Here is a 22,434-nt window from a genome sequence, read left to right as displayed (position 1 = left end):
GAGCGGCATGCCTAAGCGACGTCATCCGCTCTCCACTCTCTCCAACACGACGAGGCAGGCCCTGAAACGCTCTGCTTCTGCAATGGGGAAGCAGAAGATCCTGCCCAAAGCAATAAGAAGGCAGCTTAATCGACTGGGCCAAACCAGGCGCCCAAGCCCTCCCAACAACAGGCGCAAAAAGATAACGCCTGAGCTTCAGGATTACCTCAAAGACCTACAAAACAGAGAGACAAGCAAAAAGATAATTCGCGACTTCCGTGAATTAGCTCATTACGCTTACGTCTTCGATATTGAGCACTACAAAGCTCAACTCGAACCCGAAGAAGCCGAGAAAATCACAAGCATCGGGGATGCAATCCTCCATTACTGCCGATCGGGCCATCAGGAGGGCATCGACCCGAGCGACCTATTCGACACAGAAAACTATCTGAGCAAATATCCCGACGTTAGAGAAAGTGGACTCAACCCAATGGTCCACTGCTTCAAGTTCGGCATGAACGAACACCGCTACTCAATGGATAACATCCATTTCATGCGAAAAATGGCCGACATCAAAAGGCCTGATCCAAACACACTGGATTGCATTCAAGACGAACTAAAAAATAAAAAAGTTGGCGTTTTCCTGCACATCTTCTACCCCGAACTGGCCGAAAAAATTGCCACTTACCTGAAGAATATACCCTCTAACATTGACATATTCATTTCCACAAAGGAAGATTCAGTCGAGCCGCTGAAAACCACTTTCGCACGAGTTGATAATGCACATAAAATTGAAGTTAGAACCTTCCGCAACATCGGACGCGACGTCGCCCCATTCGTCGTTGGCTTCAAGGATCAGATCCCCAACTACGACCTCATCCTCAAGCTTCACTCGAAAAAAAGCCCTCACAGCAATGCACTCAGTGGCTGGTTTCTTCACTGTCTGGACAACCTGATTGGCAGCGACGTTGTTACCGCAACCAATCTCAAAGCCCTTCAATCGCCAGAGACAGGAATTGTATATCCGATTGAAAATTACGCTCTCAGCCTCGGCATCAAGCATGATTCCTGCTGGGGGCATGAGGATGGCAACTACAGCAAAGCCAGCCCTTTCCTCAAACGCTACAAGCTCGACCATATCAAAAGAAACAGTCGGTTTTGCTTCCCAACCGGGACGATGTTCTGGTGCAAACCAGAACTGCTCAAACCAATTCTTGACTGGGATCTCAGCTGGAACGACTTCGACGAGGAAGGCGGACAAATTGATGGAACCATTGCCCATAGCATTGAACGCCTCATCGGCCTTTCGACAACTGAAATATTTAAGCAAAAACTACAAACAACATACTGCGGATACACCCATTCAAAACAACATCAAACCGATAAATCAATTATTGAAGGGAAAAATCAACTCAAAATTCAGGGATTTGAGAAGGTCATCCAATTCAAACCCCAGCCTCTTCTTCCAGAATGGTCGCTGAAGAGCAACATCAACCCAAAGTCCCTGCACATCCATTGGGTGATTCCCAATTTCACACCAGGGCTTGGTGGTCACATGACCATTTTCAGAGCCATTGATTACCTGGAACGCTGTGGGCACAAATGCACAATCTGGGTTCATTCCGAGCTCAAAGGCAACGATAAACCAAATCGCCTGAGTTCGCTGCACAAACGCGTTATTGATCAGCACTTCCTTCCTCTACAGACAGACCAGGTGTACATGCTGGGCAATACTCAGGATGACCTTGACCTTGTAAGCGGCGACATTGTCATTGCAACCGACCGCATGAGCACCTACCCGGTGCTCGGGATGAAGAAATTTCAGAAAAGATTTTATTTTGTCCAGGATTACGAGCCCTATTTTTTTGCACAAGGAAGCTCAAGCATCCTCACCGAACACTCGTATGCATCCGAAAACAATTTTTCCTGCATTTGCGCCAGTCCTTGGCTGAAGCAGAAAATGGAAAGCTTTGGCAATTCAGCCATCTCTTTCCCGCTGGCCGTCGATCACGGTGTTTATCAACCCAATGGTGAACAGAAGCGCAACAACCATGCCATTGCCTTCTATGTGAGACGCAGCACACCACGACGGCTCTACGAACTGGGGATTCTTGCCCTGAGAGCCTTGTTTGATCTGGGAGATTACTTCGAGATCATCACCTTCGGCGAAGACGATCTACCCGATCTTGGAATTCCAGTGAAGGTGAGGCATGCAGGGATTCTGAATGGAGACGCCCTAGCCAATCTGTATCGCCAGTGCGCAGTTGGATTCGTGCTTTCAGGAACCAACTACTCGCTAGTTCCCAATGAAATGATGGCCTGTGGGCTGCCTGTGGTCGATATTGATGCCGAGCACACCCGAATCTCCTATCAGCCCAATACAGCCGTGCTGGCCGAAGCAACACCAGTGGGCCTGGCCTCTGCCCTAAGTCGCTTGCTGAATGATGCATCGTTCAGGGAAATCACTGCCCAAGCTGGTCTCGCCGCCACGGAACAGCTCACCTGGGATGGTTCCAACAAACTGATTGAGAGCTTCATTCAGAGGTCACTTCCAACGGTGCCGTTAACAAGGCAGTCCGTTCAACCAACAACACCTTTGGTGACGGTGGTGATCCCCGTCTACAACGGGGGCACGATGCTCCAAGCCGTCGTTGAGTCCTGTCTTGAACAGGATCTCGACCAAGCCTTTGAAGTTTTATTGATTGATAGCGCCTCCAGCGATGGGTGCATCGAAGCGCTCCCACATGACGAGCGGATCCGCCTGCACAGAATTCGCAAAGAAGATTTCGGCCATGGGCGCACCCGCAACCTGGGCGTGGAGCTGGCGCGAGGGGAGTACGTCGCTTTCATCACACAGGACGCCATCCCAGCAAATCGCATGTGGCTGATGAATCTGATAGCCCCACTGCGAAGTGATCCACGGGTGGCCGGGGTCTTTGGCTGCCACATCGCCCATACAGAACACGGTCAACTCACCGCTCTCGACCTGGACCAACACTTCAATCGCTGGATTTACAGAAGTCATCGACAACCGATTGAACTGAATGCCGAACGTCAGGCGGACAATGGAGTTGTCTCCACCCACGAACGCTTCTACTCCGACAACAATTCCTGCCTGAGGAAATCAGTCTGGGAGACGTTACCACTTCCGGATGTTGTCTATGGAGAAGATCAATTGTGGGCGCGTGAAATTCTCAGGCATGGCTACAAAAAAGCCTACGCCTCAACAGCCATTGTTCGCCATTCCCATGAATATGGTTTCCGCGAAACGGTGCTGCGGGCGAACACAGAATGGCATTTTTACAAAGAAATGCTCAACGAAATATTGCCTTACACCAAAAAGCAAGTTCTAGAAGTGTTTGAACAAGCTTGTGCTGATGACCGGTCTAGACAAAAGAAGTACCCGAACATCAGCGAAAACGAGTTGTTGATGCGTCGAAGGCGTCATTTTGCACGAGCCTGCGGCTACTACCTAGCTGGCAAAGGGCGCGGTGGAATTCGTCCCTAAAGCTTTGAGTTTTTCATTGATGTTGCTTGAGATCAGCTCCTGCGCATGGCACTGAGAAGGAAGCCACCGACGCCCCAAGCCACGACAACAATCCCGATCGAGCCAAGAAATGCTTGCCAGCGCCAGTTTTGATCGGGACTAACAGGCAGCTGGGGCTGACTGAGTACAACCACAAATTTGAGCTGGCGCTGACTCTCGCGACGACTGTTATCCGCAGCTAAACGAGCAGATTGCAGAGTTGTGGTCGCATACTCAACATCTGAAATCAACCCTGCTTCTTCAAGCACAAGAGCATTCAGATCTCGGCCATTTTTACTAAGAGCTCGGTTCCTCTCTTGACGAATCTGAAGCTCAAGCTCCTTCACCTGGTCTGCCACAAATGCCACCTCAGGTGCGTTGGGATCTCGGTACTGACGACGCAATGCCGCCTCTTCAACTTTCAATTCAACCAGTTGAGATTCAAGTCCTGAAATGAAAGAACTTGTCGTGGCTTGCTCAGTCTCAACACTCAAATTTCCATGCCTTTCCCTGAAAAGCTCAAGCTTTCTAGTTGCTGCCTTAATATTTATTTCTGCCAGACGAACCTCTTTTTTGGCAAATAGATTTTGATCAGCATTGATAGATTGATTGACCTCATTAACAAAACGTCGAGACTGCTTTAGTAAATCATTATTGAGATTGAAAGCCTGTTCTGGAGTAAATCCTGACGTAGTTAAAATGACTGAGCCACTCAAGGGCTGAGGTGCCACCGAAAGTTGTTTGCGATAAAACTCAAGTTGTTTGGGCGCAGAACTCTTGGGGCTTAAACCAGTCCAAAAATCTGGGAACTTCTTGCTGTAATTCTGCTCAAGCTTTTTCCCATCAGAGAACAAGCGAGATTTGACATCGGAAGATTCTAAATAAACCTGAAGGTACTGACCATCCACAAGAGAAGTCAACACCTGAGGGGCAGAAGCGGCTCCCGCCAGAACAGAGGCAGATGAACCCTGGAGCGGGATTGCCTGTTGGATCACAAATTCAGAGACAGAAGTATAACGATCCCTACCAATGACGAAACAATAGAAAGCTGAGGTCGCAAGAAAAGCTGAAACCAAAAACTTTGGCCTGGTAAACCTCTCTAACCGTTCACGCCAAATCGGGGCCTGTTGACCAAAGGCCAGTGAGCTGGGAATCTGGAAAGGCGATGACGACACCTTAGGAAGAGATGGTGAAGAGCTGGGAGTAGGGATGGAGTCAGGCATGATCAAAAATTACCTCTACAAAATAAAACGGACAACAATCAGGGATTAATCATCATTAGCCTCAAGAAGCAAAGATTCGTTCGTTCGATAAAGAACAAGCGAGAACCCAAGAAGCACCATAGAGCACCCGATCAGATATGAAAGAGATATGTTGGGTATTGGATATTGATTATTCAAGGAATATCTAAACAACTCAACAGCATGAAGCACTGGATTCCAAGTAACGAAAGGCCTGACATATTCAGGAATTTCAAAAGCAGCAAAAAATATTCCAGAAGTAAAAATAATCAATCGATTCAAAATTCGCTTAACGATTCTGGTTATCCACTTATTAAGCCTCCCCAAAAATACAAGGCAAATCCCAAATCCTAGAGATAATAAAATAGTCAGCAAATAGACGCTGATCGCCAATCCTGGGCTGTCAAGCTGAAAGCTCCAGGTGAAATACCAAACCAGACCAAAAATACCAAGTGAAATTGTAGCTAATGCCCTGAAGTCGTTAAGGGACAAGGCCAAAAGAATATCCAGAGGCTTTACCCTAGGGTAGTACAAAGGTGCTCTTAATTTCAAACCACTGAGGGCTTTAATAGCGACCATTCTGAAGAGAAAAGCAATACAAAACCCTGTAGCTATAAATACAACAATATTAAAGTACATATCTGTCGATCCGCCGGCCGCATATCTGTTAGATCCCCTTACAAGGCTAAATCCAACTCGCATGCCGATAAAGAACAGCATGATCTGCAATGGATTAACAATACTTTCCCATGCACCAATCGAAGAACCCGTTGACTTTCTATCAATATCATAAGAAGCGATTGCAAAAACAATTGCAATTTGGCGGCGAATCCCAGAAAAAAACTTGTGCATGAAGTTCATAGAACCAAAACCTCCTAAACGAAATCGTCCATTCCATCATCCGAAGAATCTAAATTCAACAGATTCAAGCCTGTCCCAAATTGCTCATCATCTGAATCAGAAGAATTAGATTTTCCAAGATTTTGATCAGCCCATTGGATAGCATCAACTAGCCCACCGGCATACAGAACTTCACCAAGCGCCCCTAAAACCAGGCCATCAGAGCAAAATTCACGCTGAAAAGATTTATTAACTGAAGTAGAAATAAGGGTCTTGGCTCCTAACTGCTTTAGCAAAATCGGGCGAAGAGGGCTGGCAAACTTAGACATCAAAAATTTTGTGTTGGGTATCAAATACAAGTCAAAAGAAAATAGAACCGATAGCGCTAAAAAAAAGTAATCTTTCTGTGGCAAAGAAAGATCTCTAATGATCAGTCCTGGATGAATTTCTATCTGTGCCAACAAATCCCAAAACTCATCCATGCTCACCAGGGACTTTTCAAGGCAATCTCCGTAAACTGCAACGAGAAAATTTAGGGCATGAGAGATCCGCAACTTGCTATCCAATCCTCCTTCTCCACCAACAGGCCAACCGACCACACCATCAACGAGGATTTGACCTGAAATCGGAGAAACAAGTCCAGCCAATGCCGAAACAAGTTGATATTTCAAGAATGAATTAGTTGTGATAACAACGGTTTTTTTTCCTTCCAGCAGACTCCAGTTCCAAACATTTTTAAAAGAAATTGCAGGGTCTGACGGGTCGCAGCGAAGAGAGAAGTTCCGGAACGTCAATACCGGCCTGGCTGAAGCAGTCTCACTCACCACAACACCGGAGGAAGAGGGATCCAATTCGCTGAACATACCACCAGGAAATCAAGCAGCTTCAGGGGTGTCGTGCAACCCATTTCAAAGCACCTTTGATCAATCCTGTGCGACAACGCTTTTCCAAGCGATCCGTCACTAAACGCAGTGCAAGATCTCCGGTGCGGTTCAGCAGCGGCTTCGGCAACAGAACCCCTGCTCCATTCGCGGTGAGTTCAAGACTGAGGTCTGCCTTGGCCATCAAGCGTTCCTGCTCGGGTCGAATCCAGGCCTGGCACTGGAACTCGACCAGGTCCTGCAGCCGTCCGAGGCCATGCATCGTGCAGTGCTCAAAAACAATGGTGAGTTGATCGCCATCCCAGCTAGAGCGGAACACCACCTCAGGCTGAAGCTGAAAATTCAGCAACTGATATGGCCGGGATTCATAAAGAAAGCGGCCATCCGCGAGCCGCTCCACCTTGTTGCGATTCAACAGAGCCTTCAACGGGCGCCCAGGCTGCGCCAGGTAGCCCTGCAACTGAGGCAAAGAGGCATCAGGCACCTGCAAAGCGATGCCATGGGAGCGGTGAACCTGCACCGGAGACCACCGAAACAGTTGAAGCGGAACGATGGCACGACCAACGGACAGTGATCACGGATGATCGATGCAACGCTCGATCGCGCCGTGGACCCGATGACGCAGCCGTTCAGGATTGAAACCGACAGCCTGGGGGGCATTGAGGTGATGTCCGAAGCGCTCTGGGGGGCCCAGACCCAGCGGTCGCTTCAGAACTTCGCCATCAGCGACGAACGGATCCCGCTCGAGATCATCCAGGCCCTGGCCTGGATCAAGCGTTCCTGCGCCACAGTGAACGGCGAGCATGCTCTTCTGAACCCTCAACAGGTGGAGCTGATCTGCACGGCGGCCGATGCCATTGCCGCTGGCCAGCACAACGATCAGTTCCCGCTGCGGATCTGGCAGACCGGAAGCGGGACCCAGACCAACATGAACATCAACGAGGTGATCAGCAATCTGGCGTCTCAGGCTTCAGGCACCGCCCTCGGCAGCCACACCCCAGTGCACCCGAATGACCACGTCAATCGGTCGCAATCCACCAATGATGTGTTTCCCGCAGCGATCCACGTCGCCGCGGCCAAGCACCTGAAGGACGGGCTGCTGCCGGCGCTCGATGCCTTGGTGCAGGCCCTTGATGCCAAAGCTCAGGCCTGGATGCCCATCGTCAAGATCGGCCGCACCCATCTGCAGGATGCAGTGCCCCTGCGGTTGGGCGATGAAGTGGGCGCCTGGCGGGATCAACTCAAACAAGCCCAGGCATGGCTGGAGGACTGTCTGGTCAGCCTTGGCGATCTTCCCTTGGGGGGCACCGCCGTGGGCACGGGGTTGAACACACCGCCTGGCTTCCGCCATGCCGTTGCAGAAGAGCTGAGCCGGGTCGCCGGCGTCAAGGTTCGTCCTGCTGACAACCTCTTCGCGGTGATGGCCGGCCATGACGCCCTCGTTCAAGCGATGGGCCAACTTCGCTTGCTGGCGGTGGCCCTGCTCCGGATCGCCAACGACGTGCGGCTGCTTGGGTGTGGCCCCCGGGCAGGTCTGGGCGAGTTGCGGCTGCCCGCCAACGAACCCGGCAGCTCGATCATGCCGGGAAAAATCAATCCCACCCAGTGCGAAGCCATGGCCATGGTCTGCACCCAGGTGATCGGTCTCGATAGCGCCGTGGCAGCCGCTGGCGCAGGCGGCCATCTGCAGATGAATGTTTACAAGCCCTTGATCGGCTTCAACCTGCTGCAGTCGATCCGCATGCTCAAGGACGCCATGACCAGCTTCCGCCAGAACCTGGTGGAGGGCTTGGAGCCGGATCGGGAGCAGATTCAGCGGTTCGTGGATCGCTCCTTGATGCTGGTCACCGCCTTAACCCCGAGCATCGGTTACGAGAAGGCCAGTGCCATCGCTCAGCATGCTCACCATCAGGGGCTGACGCTGAAGCAGGCGGCCTTGGAACTTGGCCACATCAGCGAAGCCGACTTTGATCAGCAGGTGAATCCCGGCGCCATGGCCGCTCCAGAGGCCTGAACTCAGGCGGCCCGCTCCGTTGCCGGGTTCAGCGCAGCGGAGGCCGGCACCAGATCCTCGGCTTCAGCCACGGGGAAGCGGTTGATCGCTTTCAGCGCCTGACGGGCATGGCTGCGCAGTTGCTCGCTAATTGCTTCGCAGTAGGGCACCTGGGCCAGAAGGTCCACGGTGCGGCGCATGATTCGCACCACATCGCCCTCATCAAGTGAGGTATTGGCGATCAGATCGCTCCATGACGTTCCCCGCGCCCAGGCATCCACAAGGCCCATGAGCTCGGGTTCCCACCAGGCCGGCACCACCACACCGGCGCGTTCCTGGGCCCGCAGCAGCTCGCGACGCAGACCCGAAAGATCCTGCAGGGCTTCCTCAGCCGCCGCTGGTGGCGGGAAGCCACTCCACAGGTCGGGGCGGTTCACCTCGGTGCTGATCGCCTCGAACACCGCCGCCAGGTCGGGGGGGGAGAGGTCATCGAGATGGCCACTCATCAGCGCCAGCCCGAGCCAGAGTTCGTTGTCGCCCCGCAAGGCAGCAACGGTGCGGCCGATCTCCGTGGGATCGAGCTCATCGAGACATCCGAAGTGCTGCAGGATCTCCATCAAGGCCAGGAAGGTCTCCCAGTGACGGTTTGCCCGCTGATGCAGCAGATGCTGGCGTTCAGCGATCTCCAGCTCCAGATCTTCCATGCGCCGGCGGTGCTTCTTGAGCTGCTTTCGATCTCCCCAACGATGGGCCGGATGCTGCTCCTGCTCCTGCTCCAGATCCCGCACCAGCCGGGCCTGGGTCAACACCTCCCCAGCCAGGTCGTATTGCGGGGTGGTCATGTCATGGCGCCGGGCCATGTGGGCCACGGCTAACGCCAAACCACCGCTGGCCTGATCGCCATGGCGCAACTCACCGGAGCGGGACAGCTCCGGAACCTCCAGCCCATCCACCTGCAGGCAACTGAGCTCCGCATGGATGCTCACCACCGCCTGACAGGGCAACAGGATCCAGACGTTTTCATCGGTCAGACAGAGCAGCAGCGGGAACTGACCGGGCCCCTTCACCTTCTCAACGATCACAGCGGGCGCGACGCGCCCGCGCAGCTGCGGCGATTTGAGGCTGACCAGGGTGCCGGTGCTGGCGAACTGCAGGGCCATCGTCAGCTCATTGGCCAGCGTCTCCTCGGCCTGCTGCTGAAGGATGCGGAGCAAGCGCCGCTCTTCGCGGAGCCGCCCACGCATTTTTTCGTAGTCCTCAAAATCTTCCCAGGGGATGTCGCCGGCGACGCCCTCCAGCTGGCTGAGTTGCAACCGCAGCTGGGACAAGTTCTCCTCGTCCTCCACGAGGTCCAGCCCCGCCAGGTAGCGGCCAAAACTGCGCTCCACCAGCTCCCTGGCCTTGGCCAGATCGTGGCGCTGCAGCAGGTTGAGAACCATGCCGTAGCTGGGGGTGAACTGGCTCACCAGAGGGTCGGCAGGACTTGTCGCCAGCTGACCTGCCTCACGCACCCCTTCGAACCGGCTTTGCACCGTCACGACGTAGCCCTGAGAGTCGAGGCCCCGCCGGCCGGCCCGGCCGGCCATCTGGAGGAACTCACTGCCCATCAGCGGGCGATGCCCCCGCTCGGTGCGCTTGGAGAGGGCCGCAATCACCGTGCTGCGGGCCGGCATGTTGATGCCTGCCGCCAGAGTCTCCGTGGCGAAGACCACCTTCACCAACCCCTGCTGGAAGAGCTCCTCGATCAACTCCTTCCAGGCGGGCAGAACACCGGCATGGTGTGCAGCGATGCCCCGCAGCAGCGCATCAGCGTGAATTCCATCCCGAACGGCCTCGGGGTTGTCGTGGCTGTAGGCAGTTAGGCGTTCCTTGATCCGCGCCTGCTCCTCCTGGGTCACCAGGCACTGCACCCCCAGATCCCGCACCGCCTTGTCACATCCGCGGCGGCTGAAGATGAAATAGATGGCTGGGAGCATCTGCCGCTCCGCCATCTGAGCCACAACGAAGCTGATCGGCGGTGGCTCCGGTTGCGGCGGCCTCTGGGAACGCCCTTTGCGCTTGTGCCCCTTGGGCGCGCGCCAGACCTTGCAGTTGGGATGAAGACCCGTACCGGCTTCGTTCAACAGTGGATGCAACCCCTTTGCACTGCAGAAGCTGAACTGCAGCGGCACCGGCCGGTGGTCACTCATCACCAACGTGGTCGGACCATGAACCTTCTCGATCCAGTCGGTCAGCTGCCCGGCATTGGCCACGGTGGCGGAGAGCGCCACCAGCTGCACCGTGGGTGGGCAGTGAATGATCGACTCCTCCCAGACCGTGCCGCGCTGGGAGTCGTTCATGTAGTGGCACTCATCGAGCACCACCGCCTCCACATCAGCCAGGGGATCGTCGTGCTCATCCGCCTCGGCGTAGAGCATGTTGCGGAAGATCTCCGTGGTCATCACCACGATGGAGGCCTCACGATTCACGCTGAGGTCACCGGTCATCAAACCCACGTTCTCCGCACCAAACTGATCGCGGAAATCGCGCAGTTTCTGATTGGAGAGAGCCTTCAGCGGTGTGGTGTAGAAGACCTTCTGGCCGTGGGTCAGGGCGCGATGAATGGCGTATTCACCGATCAGGGTTTTGCCGGATCCTGTGGGGGCACTGACCACAACCGAATGTCCCTGGTTGAGGGCATCCATGGCCTCCAACTGGAAATCATCCAGCGGGAAGGGAAAGATTTCCGAGGGATTCAGTGGGGCACTGCGATCGACATCGGGCTCGGATTGGGGCGTGGCCGGTGTCGATTGGTTCATCGAATGATCTTAAGGAGCCTGGCTGAGCACTCTTTTCAAACAAGCAATAAGCCACGCCAATGCAATCAATCAGATGTGCCGACCTCCTTTGACGGAACCAATCCAGATCATGAAAAATAATGAAGAGAATGCTTCGAGCCTTGGTGCGCCCACCGGGGCTTTTTTTGTGCCTGCTCTGCGCAGAAGCGGAGGGTGACAGGAGCACTGCGCCAGTGCCATGACAGAGGGGATTTAGGGCCACTGCCTGTGACCAGCACTCAGCTCACCAAACCGCGGCCGGCTGAAGACACCCTGATCGATGCCCTGAGGGGCTGCCGCGACGTGAAGGAGCTGAAGGCCCTTGAACAACGCCTGGCATCCACCACCGATGCGCCGCCGCTGTTCACCTGGATCTGCGATCTGCTCGTGGCACGACGCATCTCCCGTGGCCTCGCCGCCCGCCTGCTATTCGAACTCCACAACGGGGACTCGACCTAGGGCGACCGGCTATGGCGAGCGACGCCTCCACACGGCGGCAAGGGCGCTGCCGATCAGGCAGTGAATCACTGCAGAGATGGCACCCGGCAACGCCGTGAGGGGACTGGCGAACCCGCCACTGCGGGCGAGCACAACGGCCAGTCCTGAGTTCTGCATGCCCACCTCGATGCTGATGGTGCGTTGAGCCTGCACGCTCTGCCCCGCCAACCGGGGAATCAGCCAGCCGAGCAGGAAGCCACCGCCATGCAGCAGCAGGCAAGCCAGGATCAGCACGGGGCCCTGCTGACGCAGCACAGCCGTCTGGCTGCCCACGATGCTGGAGACAATCATCACGATGGCCATCACCGCCAGGGGAGGCATCACCGGCTCAATCCGCTGGGCCACACCGGGCAGACCAAGCTTGAGCACCACCCCAACGGTGACGGGTAGCAACACCACCTGAAGCACGGCCAGGAACAGGGCCCAACCGTCCACCGGCACGTACTGGCTGGCCAACACCTGCGTGAGACGCGGGGTCAACACCACCGCCGCCAGGGTGCTGATCGTGGTCATGACGACCGACAGCGCCACATCGCCACGGCCGATCAGAGCCACCACATTGCTGGCGGTCCCCCCCGGGCAGCAGCCGACCAGAATCAAGCCCACCGCAAGCGGGGCAGGCAGATAAAGAGCCGCCGCGATCCCAGCGGCAAGGGCCGGCATCACCAGGAACTGCACCAGCACCCCCAGCAGCATGGCGCGGGGGCGTCGACCCACCCTCACGAAATCAGCGGGTGTCAACCCGACGCCCATGCCGAGCATGATCACGCCGAGTCCAAGGGCGATCAGTGGACCCTTGAACCAGATGAACAGCGGGGGATGCAGCAAGGCCAGCAGTGCTCCCAGCAACGTCCAAAGCGGAAAGAGCAGAGTGAAACGCTCCCAGGTCATGACGATCAGAGGACTGCGGCCATCCTTGATCAGGGCGGATTCCAGACTGTTGTCATGCGGGACCACGCTTCTCCCATCCCCCCAGCCCGACGCCGCCGCCTGCGGAGCTTGAACTCCGGCCAGGAGCCCTGGCAGCTGCAGGATCCCGCGGGTGCCGGCCAGCTCGTTGATCTGGCGAGCAACGACTACCTCGGCCTCAGCCGCCATCCCGATGTGCTCGCAGCGGCAACAGAGGCCATGGCCTGCGATGGCGTCGGTGCCGGTGGGTCTCGCCTGATCACCGGCACCCGACCACGCCATCTGGAGCTGGAGGCTGCCCTCGCCACCTGGTTGAACCGGGACCGGGTGCTGCTGTTCCCCAGCGGATTTCAAGCCAACATCGCCGCCCTGACTGCCCTGAGTGACAGGCACACCACCGTGTTGGTGGACCGGCTGATCCATCACTCGCTGCTGGCCGGCGTCCGCACCAGCGGTGCGCGGCTGCAACGTTTTGCCCACAACGATCTTGAGGATCTCGGCCAACGGCTGCAGCAGCTCAAGCCATCAACGCGGCCACCACTGGTGGTAACGGAAAGCCTGTTCAGCATGGAAGGCACCAGCCCTGATCTGCAGGGCATGGCCGACCTTTGTGCCCACCACGGTGCACAGCTGCTGGTGGACGAGGCCCATGGCCTGGGGGTGCTGGGGCCCGGCGGCCGCGGGCTTTGCCATGGGCTCCAACGGCCTGTGGCCTTGGTGTGCGGCACCTTCGGCAAGGCCTTCGGCAGCGGAGGTGCGTTTCTGGCTGGGGACCACACCACGATGGAGCGGCTGCTGCAAACCAGTGGGGCCTTCCGCTACACCACGGCCCTGGCCCCACCGCTGGTGGCGGGAGCCCAGGCTGCCCTGCGCCTGATCCAAGCCCACCCCAACTGGGGAAGCGAGCTGAGCCAGCGCTCGCAACGCTGGAGAACAGCGCTGGCGCATCAGGGCTGGGCGAAACCAGCAGGACACGGCCCCGTTCTCCCGCTGTTGGTCGGGGACGACCAGGACGCGCTCGACCTCCAGCAACAGCTGGAACAGGCGGGGCTGCTGTCGGTGGCGATCAGGCCGCCCACCGTGCCGGAGGGGACCGCCCGTTTGCGCCTGGTGCTGCGGCGGGACCTGCCGGAGGGCACATTGGAGCAACTGCTCGCAGCCCTCGGCTCTCGATGATGCAGGTCCTGGCGATGCATGGTTGGGCTGGCCAGGCCGGCACCTGGTCCCACTGGCGTCAACGCTTTGAAGACGGGGGAGCGAAATGGTCCAGCGCGGACCGGGGCTACAGCGGCGGGGAGACCGTTGCTCCGGCATGGCCCCCCGGCCCAGAACGCAACCTGTTGATCGCCCACTCCCTGGGGCTACACCTGCTGCCGGCAGCTTTGCTGGCGCAGGCCGATGCGGTGGTGCTGCTGGGGAGCTTCAGCGCCTTCGTGCCCCACGGGCGAGCAGGGCGCGCGGTGGCGGTGGCTCTGAAGGGGATGCAGGCGGCCCTGGGCACCGACGAGGAACTGACGATGCTGGAGCGCTTCCTCGACAAAGCCGCTTCACCCCATGCCCGCAGCGCCCTGCCCCCAGCCCCCCTGCTTCAGGGTTTGACGAGCCTGGGGCGCCAGCGGCTGCAGCAGGATCTGGAGCTTCTGGCGCGCTGCCAGAGCCTGCCGACGGGCTGGCCTGAAGCGGTGCCTGTGCTTGTGGTGCAGGGCGAACAGGACGCTGTGGTGCACGCCGCATCAGCACAGCAGCTGATCGATGACCTCGGAGCGCAGCCGCTGACCCTGCATCGGGATCCGAATTGGGGCCACGCACTGATCACACCAACGGTGCTCTCGGTGGTGCAGCAATGGCTGGGGGCCCTGTGATTCGCCCCGACCAGGTGCTGGAGCGCTTCAGTCGCGCAGCACCGACCTATGCAGGCGAGGCGTTGCTGCAACGGGCCATGGCCTGGCGCCTTGCCCAACTGAGCCGTCGCTGCTCCATCCAGCACGGACTGTGGGCTGACCTCGGCAGCGGCACCGGTCATCTGGCCGCAGCCCTGGAAGTCGCTCATCCAGGTCAGCAGGTGATCCGTCTTGACGGAAGTGCGGCCATGTTGAACAGCCACCCCCAGGGAACACACACCCTGCGGCATGACCTGAGCCTCGGGTTACCGAACTGGAGTGAGCCTCCGCAACTGCTGGCCTCCAGCTTTGTTTTGCATTGGTTACCGGATCCAGCCCAGCAGCTTCGGCGTTGGGTGGATGCCCTGCCAAAGGGGGGCTGGCTGGCCCTGGCAGTGCCGGTGGCTGGAAGTTTTCCGCAATGGCAGCACGCCGCCCGGGCAGCGAATCAAACTTGCACGGCCTTGTCCATGCCTGTGCGGGAGCAACTGATGGCAGCCCTGCCGGATGGGGTGGTGCAACGGGACGAGTGCCTGAGCTTCACCCAACGCGCCGCCAATCCACTGCGGCTGCTGCGACCGATGAGCAACATCGGCGCCTCCGTCACCAACGGGGGCCAGCTCTCCCCAGGCCAATGGAAGGCCGTCTTCCGGGCTTGGCCCCAAGCCGATGCATCAGCCGGGTTCGCCCTGACCTGGAGGATGTGGGTCCTGATGGTGAAGCGATGAACGGCAGCGACAGTCGCCTGGTGGTGTGCGGAACCGACACGGACGTCGGCAAAACCGTGGTGAGCGCGTGGCTCGTGCAGGGGCTTCAGGCCAGCTACTGGAAACCGGTGCAGAGCGGACTGGAGGGCGGCGGTGACCGCGAACGGGTGCGGCAGCTGTTGAACCTCCCGCCGGAACGGATGCTGCCCGAGGCCTATGCCTTCCGAGAGCCGGTCTCCCCCCACTGGGCCGCCGAACTGGACGATACGCCACTCGACCCTGCCCAACTCGCCATTCCCCAGCATCAGGGATCCCTGGTGGTGGAGACGGCTGGAGGGTTAATGGTGCCCCTCACCCGCAACTGGCTCCAGATCGATCAACTGGTGGAGTGGCAGTTGCCCATCGTTCTGGTGGCCCGCAGTGGACTGGGCACCCTCAACCACACCCTGCTCAGCCTGGAAGCGTTGAGACGGCGGAATCTCACGGTGTTGGGACTGATCCTCAATGGCCCCCTCCATGCCGACAACCCGGGGGCCCTCAAGCAGTTCGGTGACGTCCCCGTTCTGGCGCAGCTCCCGCCACAGGCCTCGCTCTCAGCAACGGTTCTGGAGCGGCTTTGGCACGAGCAGAATCTCACCACTACATTCCGAAAAGTGTTGAAGCGCTCGTCCCCGTGACTTCACGTCAAACCCTCGCGACCCTGGCTGTTTCAGCACTCTGCGTTGGGATTCTGGTGCTGTTCACCGACATCGAGATGCAGCTGGTGCGCTGGGTGAACTGCAACGCCATCGCCACAGAGGCGGAAAAGAACAGTGACGTCTGCCGCTGACCCCTCAGCCCAGGGCCTTTGAACCGGTGGGGCAGGTGCCCAGACGCATCGCGGCATGGCGGACGGCGACCCGCAGCGGCCATCCGTGACTGAGTTCAGCCTGGATCACCTCCAGCTGGGACGACGACCAACCCCGCAGCTCGAGATCACTGCGAATCGATTGCCAGTCGCCCTCAGGGACAACGAGACGTCGCTTGGACGACGGCTCAGGCCGCGTGGTGGGAACAAAACGCTTGGATTGACGACGGGTGCGTGGGGCAGCCATCCGGGGCATCTCCAACAGCTCCAGATTCAATATGGCAAAAGCTGCCGCTGCTGCCATGGGGTCGATCCGCCATCCGAATCTGTGGCCCCCCTTCACCCAGATGGCCAGCGCAGCCAACTCCCAACGGGTGGTGTCTGGAGACGGTGCCCTGCTGATCCGTGAGCACGGCGAGCCCCTGATCGATGCCATCAGCAGCTGGTGGGTCACCCTGCACGGCCATGCCCATCCGGTGTTGGCCAAGGCCATCGCCGATCAGGCCGCCCGCCTCGAGCAGGTGATTTTTGCCGACTTCACCCATGAGCCTGCGGAACAGCTGGCCGTACGCCTGAGCGGCCTCTGCGGCCTGCAACGGCTGTTCTTCTCCGACAACGGCTCCACTGCGGTGGAAGTGGCGCTCAAGATCGCCTGCCAGTGGTGGGCCAACCGGGGCCAACCGCGCTATCAGATCGTCGCCTTCGACGGGGCATACCACGGCGACACCTTCGGAGCGATGGCCGTTGGCGAACGCAACCTGTTCAGCGCCCCCTTCGAAGACAAGCTCTTTCCCGTCGCCCGTGTGCCCTGGCCGGCCACTTGGTGGGACGACGATGCCGTGGAGGCCAAGGAATCGGCGGCACTCGAGGTGCTCGAGCGCGTGCTGGAGACACCGACAGCGGCGGTGATCCTCGAACCGCTGCTGCAGGGGGCCGGCGGCATGGCCATGGTGCGGCCCGAGTTTCTGAGGCAAGTGGAGGCACGCACCCGCCAGGCGGGAGCACTGCTGATCGCCGATGAAGTGCTCACCGGCTTCGGACGCTGCGGCGACTGGTTCGCCAGCCGGCGAGCGGGCATCCGGCCGGATCTGATGGCCCTGTCCAAAGGCTTGACGGGGGGATGTCTGCCGATGGGCGTGACCATGGCCAGCGAAGCGGTGTTCGAAGCCTTCGTCGGTGACGACCCCTGCCTGACCCTCTGGCACGGCCACAGCTTCACGGCCAATCCGCTGGGCTGCGCCGCGGCCAACGCCAGCCTCGACCTGCTGGAACGCAACCCCGCTGCCTTTCAACAGTTCGAACAACGGCATCGTCCGCACCTCGAACGGTTGGCGCGCCATCGGAAGGTGCAACATCCCCGGCTGACGGGGACGGTGGCCGGCTTCGACCTCGTTGTGGAGGGGAGCTCGGGCTACCTCAACCCGGCGGGGCCGAAGCTGAAACGGCTGGCGATGGAGAACGGCGTCTTCCTCCGCCCCCTGGGCCAGGTGGTCTATCTGCTGCCACCGCTCTGCATCAGCGATGCCCAGCTGGAACGTTGCTATTCGGTGCTGGAGAGGGCCCTCGATCAGCTCTGAAGCTGCTGGCCTCAGGGCCCCGCCTGAATCGCCGCTTCGACATCGGCCCTGGAGAGGCCATAGGGCAGCGAACACTGCACCATCGCCTCCAGGGAACCCGGGTGCCAGATCACTTTGAGGTCCTCCCGTTCCAGCAGCAACAACGCTCGCCATTCAGAACGCTCGAGCATCCACTGGCAGGGGTTGTCGTCCATGCGGACGGCACCAAGCTGCTGGAGCCAAGCCTCAAGCGCCGGGAGAGAGTGCTGATTCAGCGGGGTGCTCTCCGGGGGCAAGGCGGCCATCAGGTTGCGAACGCACGGATGTGTTCTGAGTCTGCTCATCCGCCAGCCAACTCGGCGACACCTGCCAATCGCGGCCCTGGGCAAGCGCCACCCCCAACCCCAGCACCAGGCTGAGCAACAGCGCGATGCTCAACAGCACCAGCGAGAACCATTCCCCACCGGAGAGGGGCCTCCGTTGACCAATGCCCTGCCAGGCATCCGGATGGGGCTGGCTATGCAGGGGCGGTGGCGAGGACGGCACCTTGGCGCCAGGACTGAGGGTTGCTTGGCTCTGACGCAGCAGAACGTCGTAGGACTCCTTGAGCTCCTGAAACGCAATGCTGGCCTGCTCGGGCGGCAGTTGTGTGGTGTCGGGATGCAGGGCCTTGGACTGGCGTCGAAAGGCCTGGCGCAAGGTTTCAGCGTCAACCCCGGGGCGCACGCCAAGCCGCTCGTGATGGCTGGGGCGGGCTTCTGACACAGAGGACGGCCGGTCCTTCATCCTAAGAAGAGTTGTTGCTGCAGCCATGGCCGCCACCGCGCCTGAACCGGCGTTCTGGGACGCCCTGGGATGGCAGCCATCGCAGGCGCAGCGCGACCAGCTGGTGGAGCTTCAGGGCCTGCTGCAGAGCTGGAATGAACGGGTCAACCTGACGCGCCTGGTGAACGGGGATGATTTCTGGATTGGTCAGGTCTTCGACAGCATCTGGCCGCTGGCGGCGGAACTCCAGTCAGCGGACGAGCCGCAGAACTGGATTGATGTGGGAACCGGGGGAGGCTTCCCCGGCCTCGCCATCGCCATTGCCCTTCCCCAGGCACAGGTGACCCTGCTGGATTCCGTCGGACGCAAGACCGCCGCCGTGGAGGCCATGGCCAGCAGCCTGGGCCTTGCCGATCGGGTGCGGGTGCGCACCGAGCGGATCGAAACCACCGGGCGCGATCGCCACTTCCGCGGCAGCTTCGATCGCGCCGTGGCCCGGGCTGTAGCAGCAGCTCCCGTGGTGGCCGAATACCTGGTGCCCTTGCTGAAGAGCGACGGCCAGGCCCTGCTGTATCGGGGCCAGTGGACGGACAGCGATGCCGTGCCGTTCAACAGGGCCCTGCACCTGCTGAAGGGCCATCTGATCGAGGTGCAACACCTGCAACTGCCCGGTGATCGCGGCACGCGTCACCTGCTGCGGGTGCAACCGAACGGCCCCTGCCCCCGCAGCTACCCAAGGGCCGTGGGAACACCCAGCCGGGATCCTCTGGGGAGCTAAGAGGAACGCTCAGACGCTCGACAAGCGCATCTGGGATTCGCCCTTGAGCCGCTGCTTGAGGCTGCGCAGAATTTCCGGAATGCGCTCACGCCATGGGCTCTCCTGCAGGACGCTCTGCAGCTCTTCGGCACTGACCTCCCCATCAAAGCCATCGGCATTGGCCCCGGCAAACCAGTGGCCGCCGGAGCCCAGCAACCCATAGCGGGCCTCGGCATAACTCTCGAGATCCCAGGCCTCCAGCAGGTTGTACAGCCAAAGCAACACCGGCAGGTTGATCTCCCCAGGCGTCGCATGCCAAGGGGGCAGCCCGACGGACCAGGTGGCCATCCAATCACGACCCAATGCTTCATCAGCCGCTTGCAGAAGCCGCTGATCCACTGGAGCAATCAAGGACGCTGCCTCCGGCAGCAGGCGCAACGCCTCCAGGTGAAGCTCGAGATCCTCCGGCCGGGCCGCTCCCACGCTGATGGTGTGCACCCGTGGATCCTGGAGACAGAACAGGTCGTTGAAGACGATGGGATGGAGCGGTGCACATAGCTCCAACAGCCGTTGGGATGGCGTATGCAGATGGCCGCCCTTGTCCGTAGGACTGATGATAAACACCCCCATGTCCTGACGGCGGGCCGCATCCAAGGCAGGGCCGTTGTCCTGGCGGATGTAATACCAGTGAAGATTCACGTAATCGAAGGCACCGGAGTCGCAGGCCTCTGCGATCAAGGCGGTGGGGCCATGGGTGGAGAAACCCACGTGACCAATGCGGCCCTCCGCCTGCCAGCGGCGCACCACCTCCATGCAGCCCCCGGGTTGAAGGGTCTGCTCAAGATGCTCCGGCAGGTTGATGCCGTGGATGGCCAGTAAGTCCAGGCGATCACAGCCCAACCGCTCAAAACTGAGCTCCAGCTCCGCCTCGAAGGCGTCGGCATCGGGCCGGGGAGGCACCTTGCTCTGCAGCAGACGGGAGGGGTCGGGTGTGCGCGGCAAGGCCCAGCCCAGCTGACGTTCGGAGCTGCCGTAGTGCCGCGCCGTTTCCACATGGTGAAAGCCCAGATTCACCGCACGCTTCAGGGTCGCCTCGAGCTGGGTCTGCGATGCAGACGTGATCTCATCAGCTGGAAGGTCGGTCCAGCTCTGCTGAAAGCGCATTCCCCCGAGAGACAACAGGGGGATCTCAAGCTCCGTACGGCCGAATCGGCGGGTGGGAAGCGCCATCAACCCTGGGGACGGGGTTGCAGATTCTGGCGAATCAGGTTTTGCCGCAACGTTTCCAACGATTCAAAGGGAACCCAGTGAATGCAATCCACAGGACAGGTGTCGATGGCCTCCTGAATGCATTCGGTGGAGTCACCGTCCTGCCGGATGGCCCTTGAGCGTCCCAGATGCGGCTCAACCACAAAGGTGTTCGCAGCCACGTGAGCGCAGTAGCGACAGCCGATACAGACGGCTTCATCCACCCAGACAGCCTGATCGCGCATGTCGCCCCCGAGCAGGGGTTCCCTCCCGGTGGCCTGCGCCTGCGGGCGAGCGGGGGCGGAAAAGGCGTGAGACGAAGGATCAGCCAGGATTCAGGCGTCCCAGCGGGTCACCACGAGTTCGATCGAACCATCCTCGGTCTGGGTCTGCTCGGCAACCTGAAAGCCTTCCTTGGTGGTGGCAGCCAGAACCGTGTTCAGGGCGTAGCGCTGGGTGAGCTTGGAGAGAAAACGTTCCACAGGAATCTGCTGCTTCCACAGATCAAGGTCGGTGACCAGCTCATAGGACTCCGATGCGCTGTTCCAGCGGAAACCGATGTCACCACCGTCCTGCACGGCGATGGCCAGATCAGCAGTGACTGTCTGGCCGCGGTAGCCGCGCACGGGACGTTCACCCTGATCAGGGGCATAGCCCATGTCTTCCAGGGCTTTCACCAGAGGCTCCAGCTGACGCAGTTCGGTTTTGACGGTGCTGAAATGCGACATCAGTTCAAATGAGCGGGAAGAGGCTGGGACTGGACCTCAGACTGCAGAAACGCTTCGGATGTGGATTCCTGACGTTCAACCGTTCCAAGAGCAGCTTCCACTTCTTCAGTGAGCTGCTGGCACGCTTCACCAGCAACACCCTCGACCCGTTCTTCCACACGGCCGTCAGGCCGAATGGTGAAACGAATGGTCTTCTGGGGCATCGAAGAAGCGTGATTTGCGCAGCAATCTAGTGGGGGTCACCCCTGAATGTTGCGTTTGCCGTTACAAGAGCGGCGCTACAGGATGAAACCGTCGTTGATCAGAGCCTGCAGGCGTTCCAGCACCAGCGGATCCTCCAGCTGCTCGAGGGCCGTTCTGGCCTCATCGCGCACGGAGATCTCCCCGTCATGGAGCAGGGCACTCACCAGGGCTTCAACGATCTCGGCTTGCCGCGGCTGCACCAGCTGATCCATCAAACGGCCCAAAGCCCAGATGCAGTTGCTGCGCACCACCGCTTCGCTGTCAATGCGCAGACTCACCAGCAATTGCCCCGCCGCGGGGTCGGCCTTGACCGGGGAACGGCTGCCGGCTTCCGCCAGGGATCCCGGACACCAGAGGCGCACCGCTGCGACATCCGTCTGCAGCGCCCGGATCAACGGATTGAGCACCGGAGCATCGGGGAAATTGCCCAGGCTCCAGGCCGCAGCCTTGCGGACGTAGGCATTGGCATCGAGCTGAAGCAGCTGCAACAGCGGCTCAACAGCCGGCGGTGATGGATTGCGGCCCAAGGCGTAGACGGCACTCATCCGCTCCACCGGACAGGAGTTCTGGAGCAAGGGCAGCAGCAGAGCAATCGACCGGGGATCACGGTGTTCACAAAACACCTGCAAGCCCTGCAGCCGTTCTCCGTGGTTGCCACGCAACAAGACCAGGCCCTGGTCACAGGCCCGGGCAATCTCCAGGGAGGAATCCTGCTCGGCGTCATCGAGCTGGATTGCATCAAGCGGATCAACGTCGTCTTCCGCCGCCAGCTCACGCGCCAGCAGATCAGGATCCACAGAAAGGCTGGACAGCCCCTGGTCCTTCTGTTGGCTGCGGTCGTCAGTCATGCGGGGATGCTACGGGAGCCAATCCAGGACTCAACCCATCGGGGCTGGAGCCAGCATGTCACCGGGAAGCCAGATGCGGGCACTCACAGCGAACAACGCCAGGGCAAACAGAAGAACAATCAGAGCCGGCAGAAGCGTGGAACGAAAAAACGACACCGGAACAGACCAATCA

The 22,434-nt window shown here is 59.3% G+C and carries 25 protein-coding genes; 10 read left to right on the top strand and 15 right to left on the bottom strand.

All coding sequences use genetic code 11. From position 1 onward, the window contains the following. Positions 1-7 precede the first annotated feature (7 nt). Entirely contained in the window at positions 8-3,487 is a 3,480-nt protein-coding gene (locus SynRS9902_RS04025; RefSeq protein ID WP_255446198.1) for a rhamnan synthesis F family protein, read from the top strand. Between the two features lie 32 nt (positions 3,488-3,519). Here the strand turns inward: SynRS9902_RS04025 and SynRS9902_RS04020 are convergent, their stop codons facing one another. From SynRS9902_RS04020 to SynRS9902_RS04005, 4 genes are read right to left on the bottom strand one after another with little or no spacing between them, the layout of a single operon-like run. Further along, entirely contained in the window at positions 3,520-4,728 is a 1,209-nt protein-coding gene (locus SynRS9902_RS04020) for a sugar ABC transporter (RefSeq protein ID WP_255446197.1), read from the bottom strand. Between the two features lie 45 nt (positions 4,729-4,773). Then, entirely contained in the window at positions 4,774-5,598 is an 825-nt protein-coding gene (locus SynRS9902_RS04015; protein WP_255446196.1) for an ABC transporter permease, read from the bottom strand. Positions 5,599-5,621: 23 nt separating this feature from the next. Then, the gene (locus tag SynRS9902_RS04010) at positions 5,622-6,449 is read right to left on the bottom strand and encodes a hypothetical protein (RefSeq protein WP_186510060.1); all 828 of its coding nucleotides are present in this window, start codon (positions 6,447-6,449) and stop codon (positions 5,622-5,624) included. 22 nt (positions 6,450-6,471) lie between these two features. Next, positions 6,472-6,987, bottom strand: a complete 516-nt coding sequence (locus SynRS9902_RS04005; RefSeq protein WP_255446195.1) for a DUF1997 domain-containing protein — start codon at positions 6,985-6,987, stop codon at positions 6,472-6,474. 60 nt (positions 6,988-7,047) lie between these two features. Here SynRS9902_RS04005 and SynRS9902_RS04000 point away from each other — a divergent pair, with 60 nt between their 5' ends. Beyond that, positions 7,048-8,481, top strand: coding sequence for a class II fumarate hydratase (locus SynRS9902_RS04000; RefSeq protein ID WP_255446194.1), 1,434 nt, complete (start codon positions 7,048-7,050; stop codon positions 8,479-8,481). Between the two features lie 2 nt (positions 8,482-8,483). On the opposite strand, the gene SynRS9902_RS03995 is transcribed toward SynRS9902_RS04000, so the two are convergent. Then, positions 8,484-11,258, bottom strand: coding sequence for an RNA helicase (locus SynRS9902_RS03995; RefSeq protein WP_186510059.1), 2,775 nt, complete (start codon positions 11,256-11,258; stop codon positions 8,484-8,486). 246 nt (positions 11,259-11,504) lie between these two features. Here SynRS9902_RS03995 and SynRS9902_RS03990 point away from each other — a divergent pair, with 246 nt between their 5' ends. Beyond that, a complete protein-coding gene (locus SynRS9902_RS03990; RefSeq protein ID WP_114989413.1) occupies positions 11,505-11,735 on the top strand; it encodes a hypothetical protein in 231 nt (76 codons plus the stop codon). Between the two features lie 9 nt (positions 11,736-11,744). On the opposite strand, the gene SynRS9902_RS03985 is transcribed toward SynRS9902_RS03990, so the two are convergent. Continuing rightward, entirely contained in the window at positions 11,745-12,665 is a 921-nt protein-coding gene (locus SynRS9902_RS03985; protein WP_186510058.1) for a bile acid:sodium symporter family protein, read from the bottom strand. A 54-nt stretch (positions 12,666-12,719) separates the two neighbouring features. On the opposite strand from SynRS9902_RS03985, the gene SynRS9902_RS03980 reads away from it, so the two are divergent. Genes SynRS9902_RS03980 through SynRS9902_RS03960 form a run of 5 tightly spaced genes read left to right on the top strand, consistent with a single transcriptional unit; the run spans position 12,720 to position 16,099 of the window. Beyond that, positions 12,720-13,859 (top strand): 8-amino-7-oxononanoate synthase, encoded by a 1,140-nt coding sequence (locus tag SynRS9902_RS03980; protein WP_186510057.1) that lies wholly within the window; start codon positions 12,720-12,722, stop codon positions 13,857-13,859. After that, the gene (locus SynRS9902_RS03975; RefSeq protein WP_186510056.1) at positions 13,856-14,545 is read left to right on the top strand and encodes a S9 family peptidase; all 690 of its coding nucleotides are present in this window, start codon (positions 13,856-13,858) and stop codon (positions 14,543-14,545) included. Before SynRS9902_RS03980 ends, SynRS9902_RS03975 begins: the two co-directional genes overlap by 4 nt. Further along, complete coding sequence (locus SynRS9902_RS03970; protein ID WP_186510055.1) at positions 14,527-15,291, top strand: methyltransferase; 765 nt, start codon at positions 14,527-14,529, stop codon at positions 15,289-15,291. The genes SynRS9902_RS03975 and SynRS9902_RS03970 overlap by 19 nt, the downstream gene beginning before the upstream one ends. Then, complete coding sequence (gene bioD, locus SynRS9902_RS03965; protein WP_186510054.1) at positions 15,288-15,947, top strand: dethiobiotin synthase; 660 nt, start codon at positions 15,288-15,290, stop codon at positions 15,945-15,947. The genes SynRS9902_RS03970 and bioD overlap by 4 nt, the downstream gene beginning before the upstream one ends. Next, entirely contained in the window at positions 15,944-16,099 is a 156-nt protein-coding gene (locus tag SynRS9902_RS03960; protein ID WP_186510053.1) for a hypothetical protein, read from the top strand. The genes bioD and SynRS9902_RS03960 overlap by 4 nt, the downstream gene beginning before the upstream one ends. Positions 16,100-16,103: 4 nt before the next feature. Here the strand turns inward: SynRS9902_RS03960 and SynRS9902_RS03955 are convergent, their stop codons facing one another. After that, positions 16,104-16,421, bottom strand: coding sequence for a hypothetical protein (locus tag SynRS9902_RS03955; RefSeq protein WP_255446193.1), 318 nt, complete (start codon positions 16,419-16,421; stop codon positions 16,104-16,106). Here SynRS9902_RS03955 and bioA point away from each other — a divergent pair. After that, positions 16,396-17,694 carry an adenosylmethionine--8-amino-7-oxononanoate transaminase gene (bioA, locus tag SynRS9902_RS03950; RefSeq protein ID WP_186510052.1) on the top strand — a complete coding sequence of 433 codons (1,299 nt, stop codon included), beginning with the start codon at positions 16,396-16,398 and terminating at the stop codon, positions 17,692-17,694. The two genes, SynRS9902_RS03955 and bioA, sit on opposite strands and share 26 nt — an antisense overlap. A gap of 11 nt (positions 17,695-17,705) precedes the next feature. Here the strand turns inward: bioA and SynRS9902_RS03945 are convergent, their stop codons facing one another. Both SynRS9902_RS03945 and SynRS9902_RS03940 read right to left on the bottom strand, forming a co-directional pair. Next, the gene (locus tag SynRS9902_RS03945) at positions 17,706-17,948 is read right to left on the bottom strand and encodes a DUF3143 domain-containing protein (RefSeq protein WP_370586332.1); all 243 of its coding nucleotides are present in this window, start codon (positions 17,946-17,948) and stop codon (positions 17,706-17,708) included. Further along, positions 17,920-18,459: a J domain-containing protein gene (locus SynRS9902_RS03940; protein WP_186510051.1), complete on the bottom strand. Its 540-nt coding sequence runs from the start codon at positions 18,457-18,459 to the stop codon at positions 17,920-17,922. The genes SynRS9902_RS03945 and SynRS9902_RS03940 overlap by 29 nt, the downstream gene beginning before the upstream one ends. A 25-nt stretch (positions 18,460-18,484) precedes the next feature. On the opposite strand from SynRS9902_RS03940, the gene rsmG reads away from it, so the two are divergent. Continuing rightward, a complete protein-coding gene (rsmG, locus tag SynRS9902_RS03935) occupies positions 18,485-19,216 on the top strand; it encodes a 16S rRNA (guanine(527)-N(7))-methyltransferase RsmG (RefSeq protein WP_186510050.1) in 732 nt (243 codons plus the stop codon). 9 nt (positions 19,217-19,225) lie between these two features. Here rsmG and SynRS9902_RS03930 read toward each other — a convergent pair whose 3' ends face one another. The 6 genes from SynRS9902_RS03930 to SynRS9902_RS13585 form a co-directional block, all read right to left on the bottom strand. Further along, the gene (locus SynRS9902_RS03930; protein ID WP_186510049.1) at positions 19,226-20,425 is read right to left on the bottom strand and encodes an aldo/keto reductase; all 1,200 of its coding nucleotides are present in this window, start codon (positions 20,423-20,425) and stop codon (positions 19,226-19,228) included. Then, a complete protein-coding gene (locus SynRS9902_RS03925) occupies positions 20,425-20,775 on the bottom strand; it encodes a ferredoxin (RefSeq protein ID WP_255446261.1) in 351 nt (116 codons plus the stop codon). Before SynRS9902_RS03925 ends, SynRS9902_RS03930 begins: the two co-directional genes overlap by 1 nt. 3 nt (positions 20,776-20,778) lie before the next feature. Further along, entirely contained in the window at positions 20,779-21,171 is a 393-nt protein-coding gene (locus tag SynRS9902_RS03920) for a DUF1257 domain-containing protein (protein WP_011365007.1), read from the bottom strand. Then, positions 21,171-21,374, bottom strand: coding sequence for a DUF2997 domain-containing protein (locus tag SynRS9902_RS03915; protein ID WP_186510048.1), 204 nt, complete (start codon positions 21,372-21,374; stop codon positions 21,171-21,173). The genes SynRS9902_RS03920 and SynRS9902_RS03915 overlap by 1 nt, the downstream gene beginning before the upstream one ends. Before the next feature lie 75 nt (positions 21,375-21,449). Next, a complete protein-coding gene (locus SynRS9902_RS03910; protein WP_114989424.1) occupies positions 21,450-22,262 on the bottom strand; it encodes a HEAT repeat domain-containing protein in 813 nt (270 codons plus the stop codon). 30 nt (positions 22,263-22,292) lie between these two features. After that, positions 22,293-22,418, bottom strand: coding sequence for a hypothetical protein (locus SynRS9902_RS13585; RefSeq protein WP_011365010.1), 126 nt, complete (start codon positions 22,416-22,418; stop codon positions 22,293-22,295). Positions 22,419-22,434 lie beyond the last annotated feature (16 nt).

This window comes from Synechococcus sp. RS9902 (assembly GCF_014279635.1).
Taxonomy (GTDB): domain Bacteria; phylum Cyanobacteriota; class Cyanobacteriia; order PCC-6307; family Cyanobiaceae; genus Parasynechococcus.
The sequence above is the reverse complement of the archived record's forward strand: the minus strand, read 5'-3'. Positions and strand labels throughout refer to the sequence as shown.